Below are 18,397 nucleotides of genomic sequence, written 5' to 3'. Positions count from 1 at the left end.
GCCTCCCTCCAGGGGGCGGCGCTGGCGGACCGACAAAGCCGGTTCCGCGGCGCACTTGAATCGGGACACTTCGCTCGCGGCGGGTGTCTTTCGCTCTTCTGAGTTTTTGACTTTCCTCTTTCCCAACCAGGTCGTCCCATGCTGATGCCGTCCGTCAAACCCCTGGATGAACTCGAAAATGCCAGCGAGTTCATTGCCCGCCACATCGGCATCAGCGAAGCCGACGAAACGCTGATGCTGTCGGTCATCGGCGAGGCCTCGCGCCGTGCCCTGATCGACGGCATCGTGCCGCGCAGCATCGCGCGCAGCACCGGCATGGACCTGCCGCCCGCCGTGACCGAAGCCGCCGCGCTGGCCGAACTCAAGGCCATCGCGGCGAAGAACCAGGTGTTCAGGAGCTTCATCGGCCAGGGCTATTACGGCACGCACACGCCGGGCGTGATCCTGCGCAACGTGCTGGAGAACCCCGCCTGGTACACCGCCTACACGCCCTACCAGGCCGAGATTTCGCAAGGCCGCATGGAGGCGCTGGTCAACTTCCAGACCATGGTCACCGACCTGACCGGCATGGCCATCGCCAACGCGTCCATGCTGGACGAAGCCACCGCCGCCGCCGAGGCCATGACGCTGGCCAGACGCTCGGTCAAGGCCAAGGGCAACACCATCGTGGTGGCCGGTGACGCGCACCCGCAGACCATCGAGGTGGTGCAGACCCGCGCCGCGCCACTGGGCCTGACCGTGAAGCTCGCGAACTCGGCGCAGGAATGGGCCGACGCGCTCGCGGGCGACGACTACTTCGCCGTGCTGGCGCAGTACCCGTCCACCAGCGGCCGCATCGACGACCTGCGCGCCGAGGTGCAGACCGTGCACGGCAAGCAGGCCGCCTTCATCGTCGCGGCCGACCTGCTGGCGCTCACGCTGCTGGTGCCCCCGGGCGAGTTCGACGCCGACATCGTGGTCGGCACCACGCAGCGCTTTGGCATGCCCATGGGCGCCGGTGGCCCGCACGCCGCCTACATGGCCTGCCGCGACGCGTTCAAGCGCTCCCTGCCCGGCCGCCTGGTCGGCGTGAGCGTGGACACCCACGGCAACCCCGCCTACCGCCTCGCGCTGCAGACGCGCGAACAGCACATCCGCCGCGAAAAGGCCACCTCCAACATCTGCACGGCGCAGGTGCTGCCCGCCGTCGTGTCCAGCATGTACGCTGTGTACCACGGGCCGCAGGGCCTGAAGCGCATCGCGCAGCGCGTGGCCGCCTACACCGCCGTGCTGGCCCAAGGCCTTCAGCAACTGGGTTGCACGCTGACCAGTGCCTCGGCCTTCGACACGTTGACCGTCAAGGCTGCCGACGCTGTGCAGGCCCAGGCGGTCGTGGCCAAGGCGGTGGCCAAAGGCGCCAATCTGAAGCTGTCCTGGGGCCAGTACGTGAGCCTGTCGCTGGACGAAACCACCACGCGCGACGACATTGCGCTGCTGTGGTCGGTGTTCGCACAGGACGGCCAGACCCTGCCCACGTTTGACGCTTTCGAAAAGGGCATCGAGCCGCTGATCCCTGTCGAGCTGCGCCGCACCAGCACCTACCTCACGCACCCGGTGTTCAACAGCCACCACAGCGAAACCGGCATGCTGCGCTACATCCGCGCGCTGTCGGACAAGGACCTCGCGCTGGACCGCAGCATGATCCCGCTGGGCAGCTGCACCATGAAGCTCAACGCCACCAGCGAGATGATCCCCATCACCTGGCCCGAGTTTGCCAACGTGCATCCGTTTGCCCCTGCCGACCAGTTGCAGGGCTACAAAGCGCTGGACGAGCAACTGCGCGCCTGGCTCTGCCAAGCCACGGGCTACGCCGGCATCAGCCTGCAGCCCAACGCCGGCTCGCAGGGTGAATACGCGGGCCTGCTGGCCATTCAGGGCTACCACGCCTCGCGCGGTGACAGCCACCGCAACATCTGCTTGATTCCGTCGAGCGCCCACGGCACCAACCCGGCCAGTGCCCAGATGGTGGGCATGACGGTGGTGGTGACCCAGTGCGACGAGAACGGCAACGTGGACCTGGCCGACCTGCAGGCCCAGTGCGAAAAACACAGCACCAACCTGGCCTGCGTGATGATCACCTACCCCTCCACCCACGGCGTGTTCGAGACCACCGTGAAAGAGCTGTGCGCCCTGGTGCACAGCCATGGCGGCCGCGTCTACGTCGATGGCGCCAACATGAACGCCCTGGTCGGCGTGGCAGCCCCCGGCGAGTTCGGCGGCGACGTGAGCCACCTGAACCTGCACAAGACCTTCTGCATTCCGCACGGCGGCGGCGGCCCTGGCGTCGGCCCGGTGTGCGTGGTGGAAGACCTGGTGCCTTTCCTGCCGGGTCATGCCACCGGTGGCGTCAAGGGCAGCGTGGGCGCTGTGTCCGCAGCACCTTTGGGCAACGCCGCGGTGTTGCCGATCAGCTGGATGTACATCCGCATGATGGGCGCCGATGGGTTGAAGCACGCCACCGAAGCGGCCATTTTGAGCGCCAACTACATCAGCAAGCGCCTGGCCGACCACTACCCCACGCTGTACGCATCGACCAACGGCCATGTGGCGCACGAGTGCATTCTGGACCTGCGGCAACTGAAAGAAACCAGCGGCGTGATGGCCGAAGACGTGGCCAAGCGCCTGATGGACTACGGCTTTCACGCACCCACGCTGAGCTTCCCGGTGGTCAACACACTGATGGTGGAACCGACCGAGAGCGAAACGCTGGAAGAGCTGGACCGCTTCATCGACGCGATGATCGCGATCCGCAATGAGATCCGCCTGATCGAGGCCGGCACCTGGCCACAGGACGACAACCCGTTGAAGAACGCGCCGCACACCGCCGCCAGCGTGCTCACGAGCGAGTGGGCCCACCCCTACCCGCGCGAAACGGCGGTGGCCGCCGCGGGCCGTGCCGTCAACACCAAGTTCTGGCCGTCGGTGGGCCGGGTGGACAACGTCTACGGCGACCGCAACCTGTTCTGCAGTTGCGTGCCCATCAGCGACCTGGCTTGAAGCCACACTGAACGACAGAGGGCGCCGATGGCGCCCTTTTTCATGGCGCGCTGGCCATGCGCTCAAAGCCTTTGATCCACACGGGCAGCTGCTCGCGCAATAGCCGCAGGGCCGGCGCCTCCTGGCGCTGCGCGAGCGTGACCAGGCCGAAGCGCGCCGTGGCGTCCAGGGGCGGGCTCATGTCCAGCGGCACCAGCCCGGGCGCTGCGGCCTCGGCCGTCAGCACAATGGCCAGGCTGCGCCGCGCCACCTCAACGATGCTCTGGGTTTCGTCGCAGCGCAGGGTCACCATGTCGTCGGGGTTGGCCTGCGGGCCGTAGCGCCCAATCATCACGCGCGCCACCTCGTCGCTCAGCGGGGTGGACGCCACCGGGTAAGCCAGCAGCTCGTCCAGGGTCACGGGCCGGCCCAGCTGGGTCAGCGGGTGGTCGGGGCGCACCAGAAAGCCTGCGGGCAATTCGAACGCCTGGGCCACCTGCAGGTCGGCCGAGGGGCGCACCGAGCGCACATCGACCACGGCCGCATCCAGCAGCTGTTCGCGCAGGGCATCGATCAGCACCGCGGTGTTGCCGCGCGAGATTTGCAGCTGCAGCTTGGGGTGGTACTCGGCCATGTGCAGCATGAGCGGCAGGGACAGCAGCGCACCGGGACCCGAACTCAGCCCCACGCGCAGGCTGCCGGTCAGGCCCGCATGCAGTCCTTTGCCGGTTTGCTTGAGCGCCTCGGCGTCGGCCACCAGGCGGCGTGCGCGCGGCAGCGCCTCGTGGCCGAAGGGTGTGAGCGCGATGCGCCGGCCCAGGCGGTCAAACAGCTGCCCGCCCAGTTCGTCTTCCAGCGCCTGAATGCTGCGCGTGAGCGCGGGCTGCGTGAGGAACAGCGTCTTGCACGCCTGCACAAAACTGCCGACTTCGGCCAGCACCACGAAGTGCCTGAGTTGTACGAGGGTCATCCCTGATCTCCTGTCGAATTCATGGGTTCTTGCCGATCAATGCATTGGACTTTAAATCAACCGCTTCTTAACATGCAACAAAGTTCATGTTCAGGAGACACCCGGATGGATCGACTCAGCGAAACGGCAATACAGGCATTCACCCTCCTGCGCCGCGATATCCACTGCCATCCCGAGCTGGCTTTCAACGAGCGCCGCACCGCGGCCTTGGTCGCGGCCCAGCTCGGCGCCTGGGGTTACACCGTCACCACCGGACTGGGCGGCACGGGCGTGGTCGGGCAGCTGAAACGCGGCGCCTCCAGCCGCACCCTCGGCCTGCGCGCCGACATGGACGCGCTGCCGATTGCCGAGGCCACAGGCGCCGCCTGGGCCAGCTGCACGCACGGCGTGATGCACGCCTGCGGTCACGACGGCCACACCGCCATGCTGCTGGCCGCCGCCCACCACCTGGCGCAGCATGGGCGCTTTGACGGCACGCTGAACCTGATCTTCCAGCCGGCCGAAGAAGGCGGCGGTGGCGCGCTGAAGATGATGGAAGACGGCCTGTTTGAGCGCTTCCCCTGCGACGCCATCTTCGCCATGCACAACATGCCGGGCCATCCGCAGGGGCGGCTGGTGTTCCGCAGCGGCCCGACCATGGCCTCGTCCGACTTCGCCACCGTCACGCTCCACGGCCACGGCGGGCACGGCGCCATGCCGCACAAGGCGACCGACGTGGTGGTCGCGGCGGCCTCGCTGATCATGGCGCTGCAAACCGTGGTGTCGCGCCATGTGGACCCGATGCAGCCGGCTGTCGTCACCGTGGGCGCGATCCACGCGGGCAAGGCCAACAACGTGATCCCCGCCGAGGCGCGGCTGGAGATCAGCGTGCGCGCGCTGGACCCGCAGGTGCGGCGCAGCATGGAGCAACGCATCCGCGAGCTGGTGCGCCTGCAGGCCGAGAGCTTCGGCGTGCGCGCCGAGATCGCCTGGCGGCCCGGCTACGCGGTGCTGGTCAACGATGCGCAGCAGACCGCCCGCGCGCTGGCGGTGGCGCGACGGCACTTCCCGGCCGAGCAGATCGACCCGCAGGGACCCATGCTGACCGGCAGCGAAGACTTCGCCTTCATGCTCGAACGCGTGCCGGGCAGCTACCTGTTCATCGGCAACGGCACCGACGGCGAACCCGGCGCCTGCATGGTGCACAACCCGGCCTACGACTTCAACGACCTGAACATCGCCCCCGGCGCGGCCTACTGGATCGCGCTGGTGCAGGACCTGCTTTCCCCCCAGCCCTGAGCCACCGCTCATCAACGCCTTCCCCTCGACAACCACAACGGAGACCACCCCATGAACGCACGCATCCGCATCCACTCAGCTCTGGCCGCCGCCGCGCTGGCCACCCTCGGTCTGGCTGGCACCGCCATCGCCCAGACCTTCCCCGCCAAACCCGTCACGCTGATGGTCCCCTATCCGGCGGGCGGCCTGTCGGACGTGATCGCGCGTTCGGTCAACGTCACCCTGGGCAAGCAGCTGGGCCAGCCGGTGGTGATCGAAAACCTGGGCGGTGCCAGCGGGTCGATTGCGGCGCAGAAGGTGCTCAACGGCCCCTCGGACGGCTACACCGTGTTCCAGGGTTCGCCCAACGAGCTGATCCTCGCGCCGCTCGCGATTTCATCGATCAAGTTCAAGAGCGAGGATTTCCGCCTGGTGCAGATGATCGCCACCGCGCAGATGGCTTTCCTCGCGAAGAAAGACCTGCCGGTCAACAGCGTGGACGAGTTCCTCGACCACGCCCGCAAGGCCGCCAAGGATGGCAAGCCGCTGACCTTCGCCAGCGTCGGCCCCGGTTCGTTCTACCACCTGCTGGGCGAGCACCTGTCCAAGGTCACCGGCATCCCGATGATCCATGTGCCCTACAAGGGCGGGGCCCCCGCCGAGCAGGACCTGATGGCCGGCCAGGTCGACTTCTTCCTCTCGCCCTACGGCAAGAAGTACGACGAGATGGCCAAGCAGGGCCGCATCAAGGTGCTGGCCATGCTCAACAACGGGCGGCTGGACAGCGTGAAGCAATACCCCGCCATCAGCGAGAGCAAGCAGCTCAAGGACTTCACCTTCAACATCTGGACCGGCTACTTCGTCAAGAAGGACACCCCGGAACCCGTGGTCACCGCGCTGCACAAAGCCATCAGCGACACGCTGGGCGACGCAGGCGTGCACCAGGCCCTGGAGGCCAACAGCCTGCTGCTGCCCAAGCCACAGTCGCTGGCGGCCATGGACAAGGCCTACACCGACGGCACCCAACAGTTTCGCGCCATTGTCAAATCCATCGGGCTGCAGGCACAATAAACGCCTTCTTCCGTCGATCGGGAGAGACCGGCGCCCTCAGGGAAGGCCGGCGCCGAAGGAGCAACCGCCCCGGAAACTCTCAGGCAAAAGGACCGATCGACGACCGCGCTTTTCAAAGCGCAACACTCTGAAGAGTGGCCAGGATTCGTCTCCCGGCCCACCGCAGGAGCAAGCCCGCCGTCACGGCGGGTGAATCTCTCAGGTCACAAACAGAGGGGGTCATGGCCCGCACACGGTGTGCGGGGCGTGCCCCTTTGTTTGACGGCTTTCAAAGAGATTCCCATGGCACAACACCTCATCGTCATCGGCGGCGGCATCACCGGCGTCACCAGCGCCTACGCCCTGGCCCGTCAAGGTCACCGCGTCACCCTGATCGAAAAACACCGCTATGCGGGCATGGAAACCAGCCACGCCAACGGCGGGCAACTCTCGGCCTCCAACGCCGAAACCTGGACCCACCCGTCCACCCTGCTCAAGGGCATCAAGTGGATGCTCAAGGCCGACGCGCCGCTGCTGGTGAACCCCAAGCCCAGCTGGCACAAGCTGAGCTGGTTCGCCGAGTTCGCAGCCAACATCCCCAAGTACCGCGACAACACGATTGCCACCACCAAGCTGGCCATTGCCGCGCGCGAACACCTGTTCGGCTGGGCACAGGCCGAAGGCATTGATTTCGACTTGAAGCAACAGGGCATCCTGCACATCTACCGCGACAAGGCCGGCTTTCAGCACGCGGGTGAAGTCTCCAAGCTGCTGGCCGAAGGCGGCCTGCCGCGCCGCGCCGTCACACCCGACGAGATGCGCGCCATCGAGCCCACGCTGGCGGGTGACTATTACGGCGGCTATTTCACCGAGAGCGACAGCACCGGCGACATCCACAAGTTCACCCACGGTCTGTCGCTCGCCTGCGAGCGCCTGGGCGTGAAGCTGCTGACCGGCCACACCGTGAAGCGCGTTCAGAGCGACGGCAGCACGGCACACGTGACGCTCTCCAGCGGCGAGGTGGTGAGCGGCGACGCGGTGGTGGTCTGCGCCGGCGTGCACAGCCGCGCCCTGGGCGCGCAACTCGGCGACCGCTTGAACGTCTACCCGGTCAAGGGCTACTCCATCACCGTGATGCTGAACGACGAACAGAGCCAGGCCGCCGCGCCGCAGGTCAGCCTGCTCGACGACGAAACCAAGCTGGTGACCAGCCGGCTGGGCGCCGACCGCTTCCGCGTCGCCGGCACCGCCGAGTTCAACGGCATGAACCTCGACATCCGCGCCGACCGCATTCGCCCGCTGGTCAACTGGGTGAACCAGTGCTTCCCGGGCGTGAGCACCCGCCGCGTCGAGCCCTGGGCCGGCCTGCGGCCCATGATGCCGGACATGCTGCCACGCGTCGGCCCCGGCAGAGCGCCCAACGTGTTCTACAACACCGGCCACGGCCACCTGGGCTGGACACTGTCTGCCATCACCGCGCACCAGCTGACCGGGCATGTGGCGCAGTGGCAGGCGCAACAGCGCCACACGCGCCAGGTGATGCCCGCCCCCGCTGTCTGACGCCGCACGCGCAACCAGCGGCGATCAGCGGGTATGGCGCCTGCTGGCCCGCTGGCGCGGCGGGCTTGGGCTAAGCTCCCTGTGTTACTCCCAGCCGAGCCGCCCATGCCCACCGATTTCCGCGTGCTGAGCGTCATCCCCCCGATGACGCAGCTCAACACGCCCTATCCCTCCACCGCCTACCTCACCGGCTTCCTGCGTTCGCGCGGCATCGACGCGGTGCAGGAAGACCTGGCGCTGGCGCTGGTGCTCCAACTGTTCACGCCCGCCGGGCTGGAAGCTGTGCGCGGCCGTGCGCTGGCCCAGCCCGAGGCGCAACGCTCGGGCAGCGTGCACGCCTTCCTCGACCAGTTCGACGCCTACCGCAGCACCATTGGCCCGGCCATCGCCTACCTGCAGGGGCGCGACTCGACGCTGGCCCACCGCATCGCCGCGCGCGGCCTGCTGCCCGAAGGCCCGCGCTTCTCGGCGCTCGACGCCTACGTGGACGACGGCAGCGGCGACCCGCTGGCCTGGGCCTTCGGCGCGCTCGGCGTGCAGGACAAGGCGCGTCACCTCTGCACGCTCTACCTCAACGATCTGGCCGACGTGCTGCGCGACGCGGTGGACGAACGTTTCGAGTTCGTGCGCTACGCCGAGTCGCTGGCCAGCAGCCAGCCCACCTTCGACCCGCTCGCGGCCGCACTGGCCGCGCCGCCCACGCTGGTGGATCACTTGCTGAGCGACCTGACGCTGGCCGCCATCCACCGCCACAAGCCCGCGCTGGTGCTGCTATCGGTGCCCTTTCCCGGCTCGGTCTACGCGGCCTTGCGCATCGCGCAGACCATCAAGGCGCACCACCCGCACATCCGCATCGCGCTGGGCGGCGGTTTTGTGAACACCGAACTGCGCGAACTGTCCGACCCGCGGGTCTTCGATTTCGTGGACTTCGTGACGCTGGATGCGGGCGAGCGGCCGGTGCTCTCGCTGATCGAACACCTTCATGGGCAACGAGGGCGCCAGCGCTTGCAGCGCACTTTTGTGCTCGAAGACAGCACTCACCCCAACCCACCCCCAGGAGAAAAGGGAGAAAAAACCAGCACGGCCACCGTGCGCTACGTCAACTTTGCCGAGCCCGACATCCCGTTCGAAGACGTGGGCACGCCCACCTGGGACGGCCTGCCGTTGGACCGTTACCTGAGCCTGCTCGACATGCTCAACCCCATGCACCGCCTGTGGAGCGACGGCCGCTGGAACAAACTCACCGTGGCGCACGGCTGCTACTGGAAGAAGTGCAGCTTCTGCGACGTGAGCCTCGACTACATCGGCCGCTACGAAACCGCCACGGCAGAGAAGCTGGCCGACCGCATCCAGCAGATCGTCGAAGAGACCGGCCAGACCGGATTCCACTTTGTGGACGAAGCCGCGCCGCCCAAGGCCCTGAAGGCGCTGGCCGAAGAACTGATCCGGCGCCAGCTCAACATCTCGTGGTGGGGCAACATCCGCTTTGAAAAAACCTTCACCCCCGAGCTCGCGGAGCTGCTGGCGCAGAGCGGCTGCATCGCCATGAGCGGCGGGCTGGAGGTGGCGAGCGACCGCCTGCTCAACCTGATGAAAAAAGGCGTGTCGGTCGAGCAGGTGGCGCGCGTCACCAAAGGCTTCAGCGACGCCGGCATCCTGGTGCACGCCTACCTGATGTACGGATTCCCCACGCAGACGCTGCAGGACACGGTGGACGCGCTCGAATACGTGCGCCAGCTGTTCGAGGCCGGCTGCATCCAGAGCGGCTTCTTCCACCGCTTCAGCTGCACCGTGCACTCCCCCGTGGGCATGGACCCGGCGGCGTATGGCATTGAACTGATCCCGCTGCCGCCGGTGAGCTTCGCCAAGAACGACATCGGCTTCATCGACCCCACGGGCACCGACCACGACGCGCTCGGCATCGGCCTGCGCAAGGCGATCTACAACTACATGCACGGCCTGTGCGTGGAAGACGATGTGCGGCGCTGGTTCGAGCACCTGCCGCACAAGGTACCCAAACCGACCGTGAGCCGGCACCGGATCGGCAAGGCGCTGGCCGCCGCGGCCCACTGACCCCGGCCAGAGGCCGCGCAGGGACGGCGCGCCCTCAGCGCATCATCTGCAGGTACGCGGTGGTCACCGCCACCTGGGATTCGTCCAGCGAGGTCGCCACGGTGGTGCCGAACGCCATCCGGTCGTCAATGGGCCAGACCTGCCCGACGGTGGTCGCGATCGCGTTGGCGAACGACACATCGCGGAAGCGGCCGAAGCGTGCGTCGTTGCGGCCATCGATCTGCTGGTCGAGCATCGACGCCAGAGACGGGGTGACGCTGCTGAGCACCATCACGTTGCGCGGGCGGGTGGCGTAGGTGTTGACCGTGGCGCCGGGTTCGGCCCAGTCCACGCTCTGGAAACAGACCCGCACTTCCTGCGGGTTGCCGTTGCTGTCCAGGTAGACGTAGCGGTCCGCGCTGCCGGCCGTGCGCCCTTCGGGCAGGCGCACGCCGGCGGCCAGGAACGCGTTGAGCATGTCGTTGCCGCACAATTGGCTGCGCGCAGGGGCGGTGCCGCCGTTGATCTGCCCGGTCGGGTTGGTGGCGCTGTCGCCGGGCGGGCGCCCCACGCCGTTCACGTAGGCCTCGTACGCCAGTTGCCAGCCCTGCACGAAGTCGGTGGACAGGCGCTGGTTGGCCGCGCTGCGCTGCAGGTCGCGGCCCACGGCCACGGCGCCCAGCAGCAGACCGATCACCAGCAGGGTGATGCTCAGCTCCACCAGGGTGAAGCCGCGCTGGCGATGGCCAGGCTTGGTGGGCTTGGCATTGGTTGGTCGATTCATGGTGCACACCCCGAAAACATATGTAGGACTCAGAAGCCGATGGCATCCGCGAGCAGCGCGTTGCGGTTGATGGAGATGGACAGGTCGGTGATCGCCGTGGTGCGGGCCGCAAATTCGGCGTGCGTGTCCTGGGCGTCCACCAGCGAGTCCACGGCCAGCCCCATGGCGACACCCGCAGCAATCCCGCCCGCCACCGCGGCGGCGATCCCGACCGCGGCCAGGCCGATCTGGAACGATCGTGCGCCCACGCTCATGGTGGTGTCGGCGGTGGCCGAGAGCATCGCCTGGGCGGCGTCGGCCCCGCCGGCAATGGCGCTGGTCACACCTGCCGTGGCGGCCGCGACGTCCGCCTCCGCCAGCTTGACCAGCACGTACAGCTGGTCCCGGTAGTCGTACAGGGCCCGCTCCAGCACGAACGCTCCGGTGGCGGCGTTGAAGTGGGCGTGTTCGGCCACCGACAGGCCCGTCTCGCAGCCCAGCAGGGCAAACAGCTCGGCGTGGCTGGCGGCGAGCACGGTGTCGTCGTAGGCGTGGGTCGCGCGGGTGCTGGACGATTCGAAGGTCGGCGACGCGTCGCTGGCCGTGGCGTTGGCGCCGTCAAAGGCCTGGCCGTTGCCGTCGGCATCGAGCAGCCCCGGCGCGGCGATGGCGAACGCGGCCGGGCGGCGAACGCCCGCGGAGATCACCCCGAGTGACCCGGCGGGCGCGGTGGCGGCGTCCGAGGCGGTGTTCAGCGCCAGGCAGACATCCACCTGGTTGACAGCGGCGGCACCGCCCACGCCGCAGGGCGGCGCGTTGGCCGCATTGCATGCGCTGTTGAGCGGCGCCGCAACGTCGCCGGACTGGGTGGCACCCAGCAACCCCGCCGTGGCCACGGGCAGGGGCGGCGCGCTGCCATTGGGGGCGTTGCCGTTCTGCGGGCGGGGGTCGGGCGTGCGCACGCGCAAGGGGTTCATGCGGTCCTGCGCCACCGCCAGGTCGCGGTCCAGATGGGCTGTGGCCGAGGCCTCGCGGGACACGCCGTAGCGCAGCCGGCCGGCCTCGGGTCGGGGCAGAGCCAGCGTCTGCCAGGGCACATAGCCGACCTGGCGCAGCCCCCCGCCCGCGAGCGAGCAGGACTCCACGCCGTTGGCGTCGGCCGCCGGGCAAGGCAGGCGGTGCCGGGCGTACAGAAAACCCAGCACCGACTCGCGGGCCTGTTGTTGCGCATCCAGCTGCACGGCAGACACCCGCTGGCCGGCGGACTGCTGCCAGAACGCCACCGCCCCCCACACGATGAGGCCCAGCGCCAGCAGCGCCACCGAAATTTCCACCAGCGTGAACCCCTTCATCCGCTGTCTCATGGGTTGAGTCCTTTCGTGTCGAGTGCGATGGACTGGCTCAGCGCATCGGCCAGCGCGTTGAATACCCCGGCCGCGTAGGTGCTGGTGGCGACGAGCTTGGCCCTGGAGTCCACCAGCGCCTGTTGGGCATCCACCAGGTCCTGCGCGGCCAGCCCGACTTCCGTGACGGCCACGGCCATGTTGACGGCCGCGATGGCCACGGCGTAGACGGTCAGGCCTTCGGTGTTGGCCGCCGAGGCCAGCCCCACCAGGGTGCTGGTGGTGGAAATGGCCAGGCCCATGGCGGCCATGGCCACGCCGGTTTCGGCGCCGCTCACGCCGTCTTCGGCCGTGGTCACGTCGAATTCGCGCAGCGACCAGTATTCCTGCATCACGCGGGTGGTGTCGTACTGGGCGAAGGCCGCCTGGGCCGAGCCCTGGGCGGCGCTCAGCCGCGCCACGCAGCCCAGGCGCGTGGACAGGTCGGCCGGCCCCACGGCCAGGCCGATGTCGTCGAAGCCCTCGTCCTGCGCGCGGCCCGGCAGGTCGAACCGCCACGAGCCGCCCGCTCCGACCCGGTTGTTGCCGTCGAACTGGCCGTTCATCCCCGGGTGCACCAGCGTGTAGGCCACCGGCAGGCTGGCCGTGATGTTGCCGGCGCTCAACACGCCGGCTGCCGTGGGATTGGCCGCGAAGCCGCGCAGCACGCGGCACCAGTCCAGCCCGTTGACCGCCGTGCGCCGGGCCGCCGCCGAGGTGATCAAGCTGGTCACCTGCGTGGCTGCGGTGGCCGCGGCCGGCGCCTCGGCGGTGGCCACCGGCAGCACCGGCACGCCGTTGAAGTCGATGTTCAGGTCGGGCGATATCCAGGCCGCTCCGGTGGCGGCCAGGTCGGCACCACCACCGCGGTTCACGCCGTAGTGCAGCACGCTCATGTCGCTGCTCAGGCCCAGCGTTTTCCAGGGCAGGAAAACGGCATCGGCCGTGCCGCAGGCTTCCACCCCGCCGGTGTTGGCCGCGGAGCACGGGAGCCGGTGGCGCGTGAGCACGAAGCCCTCGACCGCCGATTGCGCCTCGCCCAGCTGGCGCCGCATGTCCTGCGCCGAGACGGGTTGTTGCGTGGCGGCAATCCAGCGCCAGAGCATCAGCCCGATCACGCCGACGATCACCAGCGACACGCCCAGCTCGATCAGCGAGAAACCGCGCTGCCGGCGGCGGATGACAACGGGGCTCATCGCGTGCCCCCCTTCACATCGACGTTGATCAGCAGATCGGCGGCCGTGGTGGGCGACCAGGGCGTGACACCGGTGCCGGTGAGGTTGCAGGCCGGCGGGTTGTCGGCCTGGGCCTTCAGGTCGTCGTAGCGCTTCTTGGTATCCACTTCCATCTGTTGCGCGGCGCTGAGCTGCGTGTTCAAGCCGTCGAGCTGGCGCTGTATCGTCAGAGGCCTCATGTATTTGCTGTCTGCGTGGGGTTGCGTCGATCCCGTGTTACCGCCCGAGCCATACAGGTCCCGCATCGCCGACTGCACGTACGGGCTGCTCTCATAGCTTCCCGCCGGGCAGGCCGGTACCGGGAGGGGCTGCGGGGTGCAGGCCACGTAGGTCAATGGTGGGTAATAGAAGTTGTAGGGGCCCAGGCTGCCATTGAAGAGAGCGCTGTAGGCCGACTGGTAGTTGCCGCGCGCGCCGTTGAGCACCGCCAGCGCGCTGGCTTCGGCGGTGATGGCGGCCTGCAGGTTCGCCCAGGCCTGGTTCCGCTTGACGATGGCGTTGTCGCGCTCCGAGGTGAGCGTGGTGACGTCGTTGAGCAGCGCCAGCTCACCCTGCTTGTTGCTGCGCTGGAGCTGCAGCGCTTCCTTGGCGGTCGGGTTCGTCTCGGCGGCGATCTGGATGTCCAGCGCGGCGATCTCCGCCTGCACCTGGGGTATCAGCGTGGTGCGGTTGGCCAGCATGTTGTTGTAGCGCACGACGATGTCGCTCCAGCTGTTGTATTCGTTCTGGTAGTTCACCCGGGAGGCCTGGGCCGCGGCGTAGTCCACGGCCTCCTGGTTCCAGGTGTTCGAGCGGTTGACCAGAAGGTTGACGGTGCCGTCGAGGTCGGACGACGAGCCGCCGTACCTCACCCAGTAGTACAGGGTGTTGATCGCGTTGGTCTTCGCGGTGTTCGCGCTGGCCAGTTCGATCTGCTTCTGCGCGATCTCGCCCTGCACGCGGGTGACCTCGGCCTTGGCCTTGTTCCACTCGGTCAGCGACGCGGCGAGCGCCGCGCTGACATCGGGCACGGGGCACGACACCGATTCCGGCGGCCGGCTGTTGTCGGCCAGCACCAGTGCGTTGCCCGCCATGATCGCGGCCGTGACGTTCAGGGCGATGGTCGCGGTGTTGGCCACGGTGGACGCACCGGCGAGCACGGCCGAGGCGATGTGCTGCGGGAAGGCGGCGCAGGCGTTCACCGCCAGGCCCAGCGTGGCGCCGCACAGCGTGGCCTCGGCCACCGCGTTGCCCGTGTCCGAGGCGGCTTCCACCACCGAAGCGGTCAGCTCCACCGCCGTGATCGCCGCGCCCAGGGCGGCGAAGATCACCGCCCGCTCGGCGGCGTCGATGTTGTCCTCGCGCATCTCGTCAACCTGATCCACCACGTCCAGCCCCAGCGCCACGGTGTCGATCGACTGCGCCAGCGGCTGGCAGTGGAAGGCCGACTGCAGGCTGGCGAACGAGCGCTCGCGCACCACATCGTCGTAGCTGCTGAGCAGCGGCGAGCGGTCGGGGTCTTCCACGGTATGGCCCGCCGAGGCGTTGACGCCGTCGAACAGCGAGCCGTCGCCGTCGGTGTCTTCCAGGCCCGGATGCACCAGCGCATAGGCCACCGGGCGCAGGGGCGCGGAAGTCACGTGGGCCATGCCCGTGCTGAAGGTGGCGACTGCGCCCTGCCCCACCCGCTGGCACAGGTCGGGCAGGGTGATGATGTCGGCCTGGTAGCTGCCGCCGCTGGCGGTGGTCTCGCGCATGGCCGCGAAGGTGGTCGCGTCCCCGTCGTACTCCAGCGGGCGCCAGTTGTCGCCCCTCAGCGCCAGGTCGTAGGCGGTGGCGCCGCGCTGCACCAGGTAGCGCAGTTGCGCCACGCCCACGCCCGCATCGGCCCCCGCCAGCTTGAGCGACACCGAAGGCAGCCAGCCCTTCTGGGCCCCCGCGGCACAGTCCTCCAGCCCGTCACGGTCGGTGTCGGGACACGGCAGGCGCTGCATCACGGTGGCAAAGGTGATCACGGCGGTGTCTGCCTGGGACAGGGACGCGCGCTCCTGGCGCGAGCTCTGCAGCGCGGAGCGCTCGCGCCATTCGAGGTAGCCGACCAAGGCCAGCCCGCCCACGATGGCGATGAACAGCAACACCTCCAGCAGGCCCAGGCCACGCTGGCGGCGCCGGGCTTTCAGGGTGGGCACACCGGCCCCGGGCGCCACACGCATCAGCCCCCTCCCAGCGAGTGGTTGACCGACTGGCGCACCAGGTCGTAGATCGGCAGCAGCAGCGCCACGATCAGGAAGATGAACAGCGCGCCGGCCAGCAGGATGAGCGCGGGCTTGATGATCTCGCCCAGCGACTTGACCACCACGTCCAGTCGCTTGCGGTATTCGCTGGCCAGGCGGTCGAGCTGTTTGTCCAGCGAACCCGACTCTTCGCCCACGGCGATCATGCGCACCGCCATGGCCGGAAACCCGCCCACGCGGCGCATCGAAGCGCCGATGCCTTCGCCGCGCGCCACGCCGTCGCGCACCCGCAGCAGGCGCTCGCGGTAGAACTGGTCGGTGGTGGCGCGGGACAACACGTCCAGGCTGACCATGAAGTCCAGACCGGCGCGCACCAGCAGGGCCAGGTGTTCGCTGATGAAGGCCATGCCCGAGGAGGTGGACAGGGTGCGCGCGATCGGCAGGCGGTGCAGCAGCTCGTGGCAGGCGAGCTTGAAGCCGGGGATCGAGCGGTACAGCCACATCAGCAGCAGGATCAGCAGCACCACACCGACCACGAACAGGACCAGGAACTGGACCAGCGCGTCCGACACCGTGATCAGCCACTGCGTGAGTGGCGGCAGCTTGGCCTGGAGCTGCTTGAACAGCTGGGCCATGTTGGGCACCACGTAGTAGAGCCAGAAGAAGCCCACACCCAGGATCGTGGTGAACACCAGCACCGGGTAGATCAGCGCCGTGCGGATGTCGCGGCGGATGTCGATCAGCCGCTCGATGTGCGAGGCCGACTCCAGCAGCATCCGGGGCAGCTCGCCCGACTGGTCGCCGATCTCGGCCAGGTTGCGCACGGTTTCGGGGAACACGTCGGGGTGGCGCGCGAACGCCTGCGGCATGCGCATGCCCGAGCCCAGGTCGGTGTGCACGCGCTGCGCGAGCTCGGCCACGCCGTCGTCGCCGGACTCGTCTTCCACCAGCGTCCTGAGCGCCTCCATCATCGGGACGCCCGCGTCCAGCATGATGCCCATGTCGCGCAGGAAACCGGCCAGGTCCTGCTGGCGCACGTGGCGGCGAAACAGCCGCAGCCGCAAGTCGTTGACGGCGGTGAACCAGGCCGGCAGGCGCACCAGGTTGAGCACGGCACCCTCGGTGGTCTGCTCCAGGCGCAGGCGTACCGAGTGGTCGCGCTCGACCAGCAGGCGCAGAAAGCCGCTCTTGACCTTGCCATGGGGCAGCAGCACGCGGTAGAAGTAGGTCCGCAGACCGGCGGCAGTGCTCATGGCTTACTCCAGTCCAATGGCGCGGCGCACCTCGTCGACCGTGGTCTCGCCCTGGAGTACCCGGTACCGGGCCAGGTGCACCATGGGCTTGAGCCCGCTGGCCTCGGCCAGCTCGCGGATGCGCGCCCGGGGCGCTTCGCCCACGATGGCGTCGGCCAGCTCGCGCTTGACCGTGAGGATTTCATAGACCGGCAACCGGCCGCGGTAACCGGTGCCGCGGCAGTGGGTGCAGCCGGCGCCGTGGTGCACCATCGAGACCGCCGGCCCGAGCCAGGCTTTTTCGTCTTCGGTCGCGGCGCGCTGGGTCTTGCAGTAGGGGCAGATGCAGCGCACCAGGCGCTGGTTGATGACCGCCACCAGGTTCTCCGCCACGGTCTCGGCGTCCACCCCGAGCAGCCGCAGGCGGGGCACCACGCCAAAGATGCCACCCACGTGCAGGGTGGAGAGCACCAGGTGCCCGGTGGACGACGCGTCAAGCGCGGCCCGTGCCGTCTCGGCATCGCGCACCTCGCCCACCAGGATGATGTCCGGGTCGTGGCGCAGGAAGTGCCGCATGGCGCTGGCAAAGTCGTAGCCGGCGCGCCGGTTCACCTCGGTCTGGCAGGCCACCGGCACCCGGTACTCCACCGGGTCTTCCACCGTCAGCACGTTGCGCTCCACCAGCGGCTGCACGCGCAGGGCGGCGTGCAGGGTCGTGCTCTTGCCCGAGCCGGTGGGGCCGGTGATCAGGATCAGTCCGTGCGGGCGGGCGAAGGCCTTTTCCATCTCGGCCACGTCGTCTTCCAGGAAGCCCAGGTCCTGCAGGCGGTCGAGGTCGCTGCGCTCGGCCAGCAGGCGCATGGCCACGCGTTCGCCGAACTCCGAGATCATGGTCGAGACCCGGATCGTGTAGGTGGCGTCCATCAGCTTGATGGTGAAGCTGCCATCCTGCGGCAGGCGCTGCTCGCTGGCGTCCATGTCGGCCTTGAGCTTGATGAACGACACCAGGCGGTCCAGCGAGGGCGGCATCGCAAACATCGGGCGCAGCACGCCGTCGATGCGCATGAGCACCCCGCGGCTGCGGGCGGTGGGGGCGAGGTGCACGTCCGTGGCGCGCTCGCGCACGGCGGTGTGCAGGATCAGCTCCATGAGCCGGTCGGGGCTGTAGGCGTGGTCGCGGTCGTCAGCGAGCTTGCGGATCTCGGATTCGATCAGCCGCTCGACCGGGTTTTCCTGGAAGTAATAGTGCTGGTGAATGGCGTCGATGACGGCGAAGAACTCGCCCTGCCAGAACACCACCTCCTGGCCCACGCGGCGCTGGATCAGCGTCGCCACGGCCTCGGGCTCCGCGTCGCCCAGCAGCACCCGCAGCTTGTCGCCCTCACGGCCCACCGGCAGGAAGTTGTGCGTCAGGCACAGGCTGCGGTTGAAGGCCGCGGCCACTTCCGGGTCGACCGCGGGCACCTCCCGGAATTCGATGCCGCGCTGGATCGCCAGCTGGCGCGCCAGGTCCTTGGCGCTGATGAAGCCGAGCTCCACCAGCATGCGCCCGAGCTTGTGCCCTTCGACCGCCTGCTTCTGGCGCACGTAGTCGATCACGACCTGGCTGACCAGACCGTTGGACACCAGCATCTGGCTGAAGCTGAGACGGGTTTCTTTCATGGGTTC

The 18,397-nt window shown here is 68.4% G+C and carries 12 protein-coding genes and 2 riboswitches; of the genes, 5 read left to right on the top strand and 7 right to left on the bottom strand.

Translation table 11 applies throughout. From position 1 onward, the window contains the following. The first annotated feature begins 138 nt into the window (after positions 1-138). Positions 139-3,036 (top strand): aminomethyl-transferring glycine dehydrogenase, encoded by a 2,898-nt coding sequence (gcvP, locus tag AC0GNO_RS12125; protein ID WP_472904086.1) that lies wholly within the window; start codon positions 139-141, stop codon positions 3,034-3,036. A gap of 40 nt (positions 3,037-3,076) precedes the next feature. Here the strand turns inward: gcvP and AC0GNO_RS12120 are convergent, their stop codons facing one another. Further along, positions 3,077-3,985 (bottom strand): LysR family transcriptional regulator, encoded by a 909-nt coding sequence (locus tag AC0GNO_RS12120; protein ID WP_472904085.1) that lies wholly within the window; start codon positions 3,983-3,985, stop codon positions 3,077-3,079. Positions 3,986-4,090: 105 nt separating this feature from the next. Between AC0GNO_RS12120 and AC0GNO_RS12115 the strand changes: the two genes are divergently transcribed. From AC0GNO_RS12115 to AC0GNO_RS12100, 4 genes are all read left to right on the top strand, one after another. After that, positions 4,091-5,263 carry a M20 aminoacylase family protein gene (locus AC0GNO_RS12115; protein ID WP_472904084.1) on the top strand — a complete coding sequence of 391 codons (1,173 nt, stop codon included), beginning with the start codon at positions 4,091-4,093 and terminating at the stop codon, positions 5,261-5,263. Positions 5,264-5,314: 51 nt separating this feature from the next. Further along, a complete protein-coding gene (locus AC0GNO_RS12110) occupies positions 5,315-6,313 on the top strand; it encodes a tripartite tricarboxylate transporter substrate binding protein (RefSeq protein ID WP_472904083.1) in 999 nt (332 codons plus the stop codon). Positions 6,314-6,321: 8 nt separating this feature from the next. Next, positions 6,322-6,418: riboswitch (glycine riboswitch) on the top strand. 12 nt (positions 6,419-6,430) lie between these two features. Then, positions 6,431-6,536: riboswitch (glycine riboswitch) on the top strand. 59 nt (positions 6,537-6,595) lie between these two features. Beyond that, on the top strand, positions 6,596-7,852 hold the full coding sequence (locus AC0GNO_RS12105) for a D-amino acid dehydrogenase (protein WP_472904082.1): 1,257 nt from the start codon (positions 6,596-6,598) through the stop codon (positions 7,850-7,852). A gap of 105 nt (positions 7,853-7,957) precedes the next feature. Next, complete coding sequence (locus AC0GNO_RS12100; RefSeq protein WP_472904081.1) at positions 7,958-9,925, top strand: B12-binding domain-containing radical SAM protein; 1,968 nt, start codon at positions 7,958-7,960, stop codon at positions 9,923-9,925. Positions 9,926-9,959: 34 nt separating this feature from the next. Here AC0GNO_RS12100 and AC0GNO_RS12095 read toward each other — a convergent pair whose 3' ends face one another. The 6 genes from AC0GNO_RS12095 to AC0GNO_RS12070 are packed head-to-tail and all read right to left on the bottom strand — an operon-like array spanning position 9,960 to position 18,391. Next, a complete protein-coding gene (locus AC0GNO_RS12095; protein ID WP_472904080.1) occupies positions 9,960-10,688 on the bottom strand; it encodes a type II secretion system protein in 729 nt (242 codons plus the stop codon). A 29-nt stretch (positions 10,689-10,717) separates the two neighbouring features. Then, entirely contained in the window at positions 10,718-12,031 is a 1,314-nt protein-coding gene (locus AC0GNO_RS12090) for a type II secretion system protein (protein ID WP_472904079.1), read from the bottom strand. Continuing rightward, a complete protein-coding gene (locus tag AC0GNO_RS12085; protein WP_472904078.1) occupies positions 12,028-13,245 on the bottom strand; it encodes a type II secretion system protein in 1,218 nt (405 codons plus the stop codon). Before AC0GNO_RS12085 ends, AC0GNO_RS12090 begins: the two co-directional genes overlap by 4 nt. Next, entirely contained in the window at positions 13,242-15,476 is a 2,235-nt protein-coding gene (locus AC0GNO_RS12080; RefSeq protein ID WP_472904077.1) for a type II secretion system protein, read from the bottom strand. The genes AC0GNO_RS12085 and AC0GNO_RS12080 overlap by 4 nt, the downstream gene beginning before the upstream one ends. After that, positions 15,476-16,750 carry a type II secretion system F family protein gene (locus AC0GNO_RS12075; RefSeq protein WP_472904076.1) on the bottom strand — a complete coding sequence of 425 codons (1,275 nt, stop codon included), beginning with the start codon at positions 16,748-16,750 and terminating at the stop codon, positions 15,476-15,478. Before AC0GNO_RS12075 ends, AC0GNO_RS12080 begins: the two co-directional genes overlap by 1 nt. 3 nt (positions 16,751-16,753) lie before the next feature. Then, positions 16,754-18,391 carry a GspE/PulE family protein gene (locus tag AC0GNO_RS12070; RefSeq protein WP_472904075.1) on the bottom strand — a complete coding sequence of 546 codons (1,638 nt, stop codon included), beginning with the start codon at positions 18,389-18,391 and terminating at the stop codon, positions 16,754-16,756. Positions 18,392-18,397: the final 6 nt, after the last annotated feature.

It is taken from the genome of Hydrogenophaga sp. L310 (genome assembly GCF_055703065.1).
Note: the sequence above shows the minus strand (reverse complement) of the source record. Positions and strands in the feature narration are given on the sequence as shown.

Bases quoted from the DNA above. Each gene is read 5' to 3' on its own strand.
- AC0GNO_RS12095 (WP_472904080.1), bottom strand. From the start codon at position 10,688: ATGAATCGACCAACCAATGCCAAGCCCACCAAGCCTGGCCATCGCCAG.
- AC0GNO_RS12100 (WP_472904081.1), top strand. From the start codon at position 7,958: ATGCCCACCGATTTCCGCGTGCTGAGCGTCATCCCCCCGATGACGCAG.
- AC0GNO_RS12110 (WP_472904083.1), top strand. From the start codon at position 5,315: ATGAACGCACGCATCCGCATCCACTCAGCTCTGGCCGCCGCCGCGCTG.
- AC0GNO_RS12070 (WP_472904075.1), bottom strand. From the start codon at position 18,391: ATGAAAGAAACCCGTCTCAGCTTCAGCCAGATGCTGGTGTCCAACGGT.
- AC0GNO_RS12090 (WP_472904079.1), bottom strand. From the start codon at position 12,031: ATGAGACAGCGGATGAAGGGGTTCACGCTGGTGGAAATTTCGGTGGCG.
- AC0GNO_RS12105 (WP_472904082.1), top strand. From the start codon at position 6,596: ATGGCACAACACCTCATCGTCATCGGCGGCGGCATCACCGGCGTCACC.
- AC0GNO_RS12085 (WP_472904078.1), bottom strand. From the start codon at position 13,245: ATGAGCCCCGTTGTCATCCGCCGCCGGCAGCGCGGTTTCTCGCTGATC.
- AC0GNO_RS12075 (WP_472904076.1), bottom strand. From the start codon at position 16,750: ATGAGCACTGCCGCCGGTCTGCGGACCTACTTCTACCGCGTGCTGCTG.
- gcvP (WP_472904086.1), top strand. From the start codon at position 139: ATGCTGATGCCGTCCGTCAAACCCCTGGATGAACTCGAAAATGCCAGC.
- AC0GNO_RS12115 (WP_472904084.1), top strand. From the start codon at position 4,091: ATGGATCGACTCAGCGAAACGGCAATACAGGCATTCACCCTCCTGCGC.
- AC0GNO_RS12080 (WP_472904077.1), bottom strand. From the start codon at position 15,476: ATGCGTGTGGCGCCCGGGGCCGGTGTGCCCACCCTGAAAGCCCGGCGC.
- AC0GNO_RS12120 (WP_472904085.1), bottom strand. From the start codon at position 3,985: ATGACCCTCGTACAACTCAGGCACTTCGTGGTGCTGGCCGAAGTCGGC.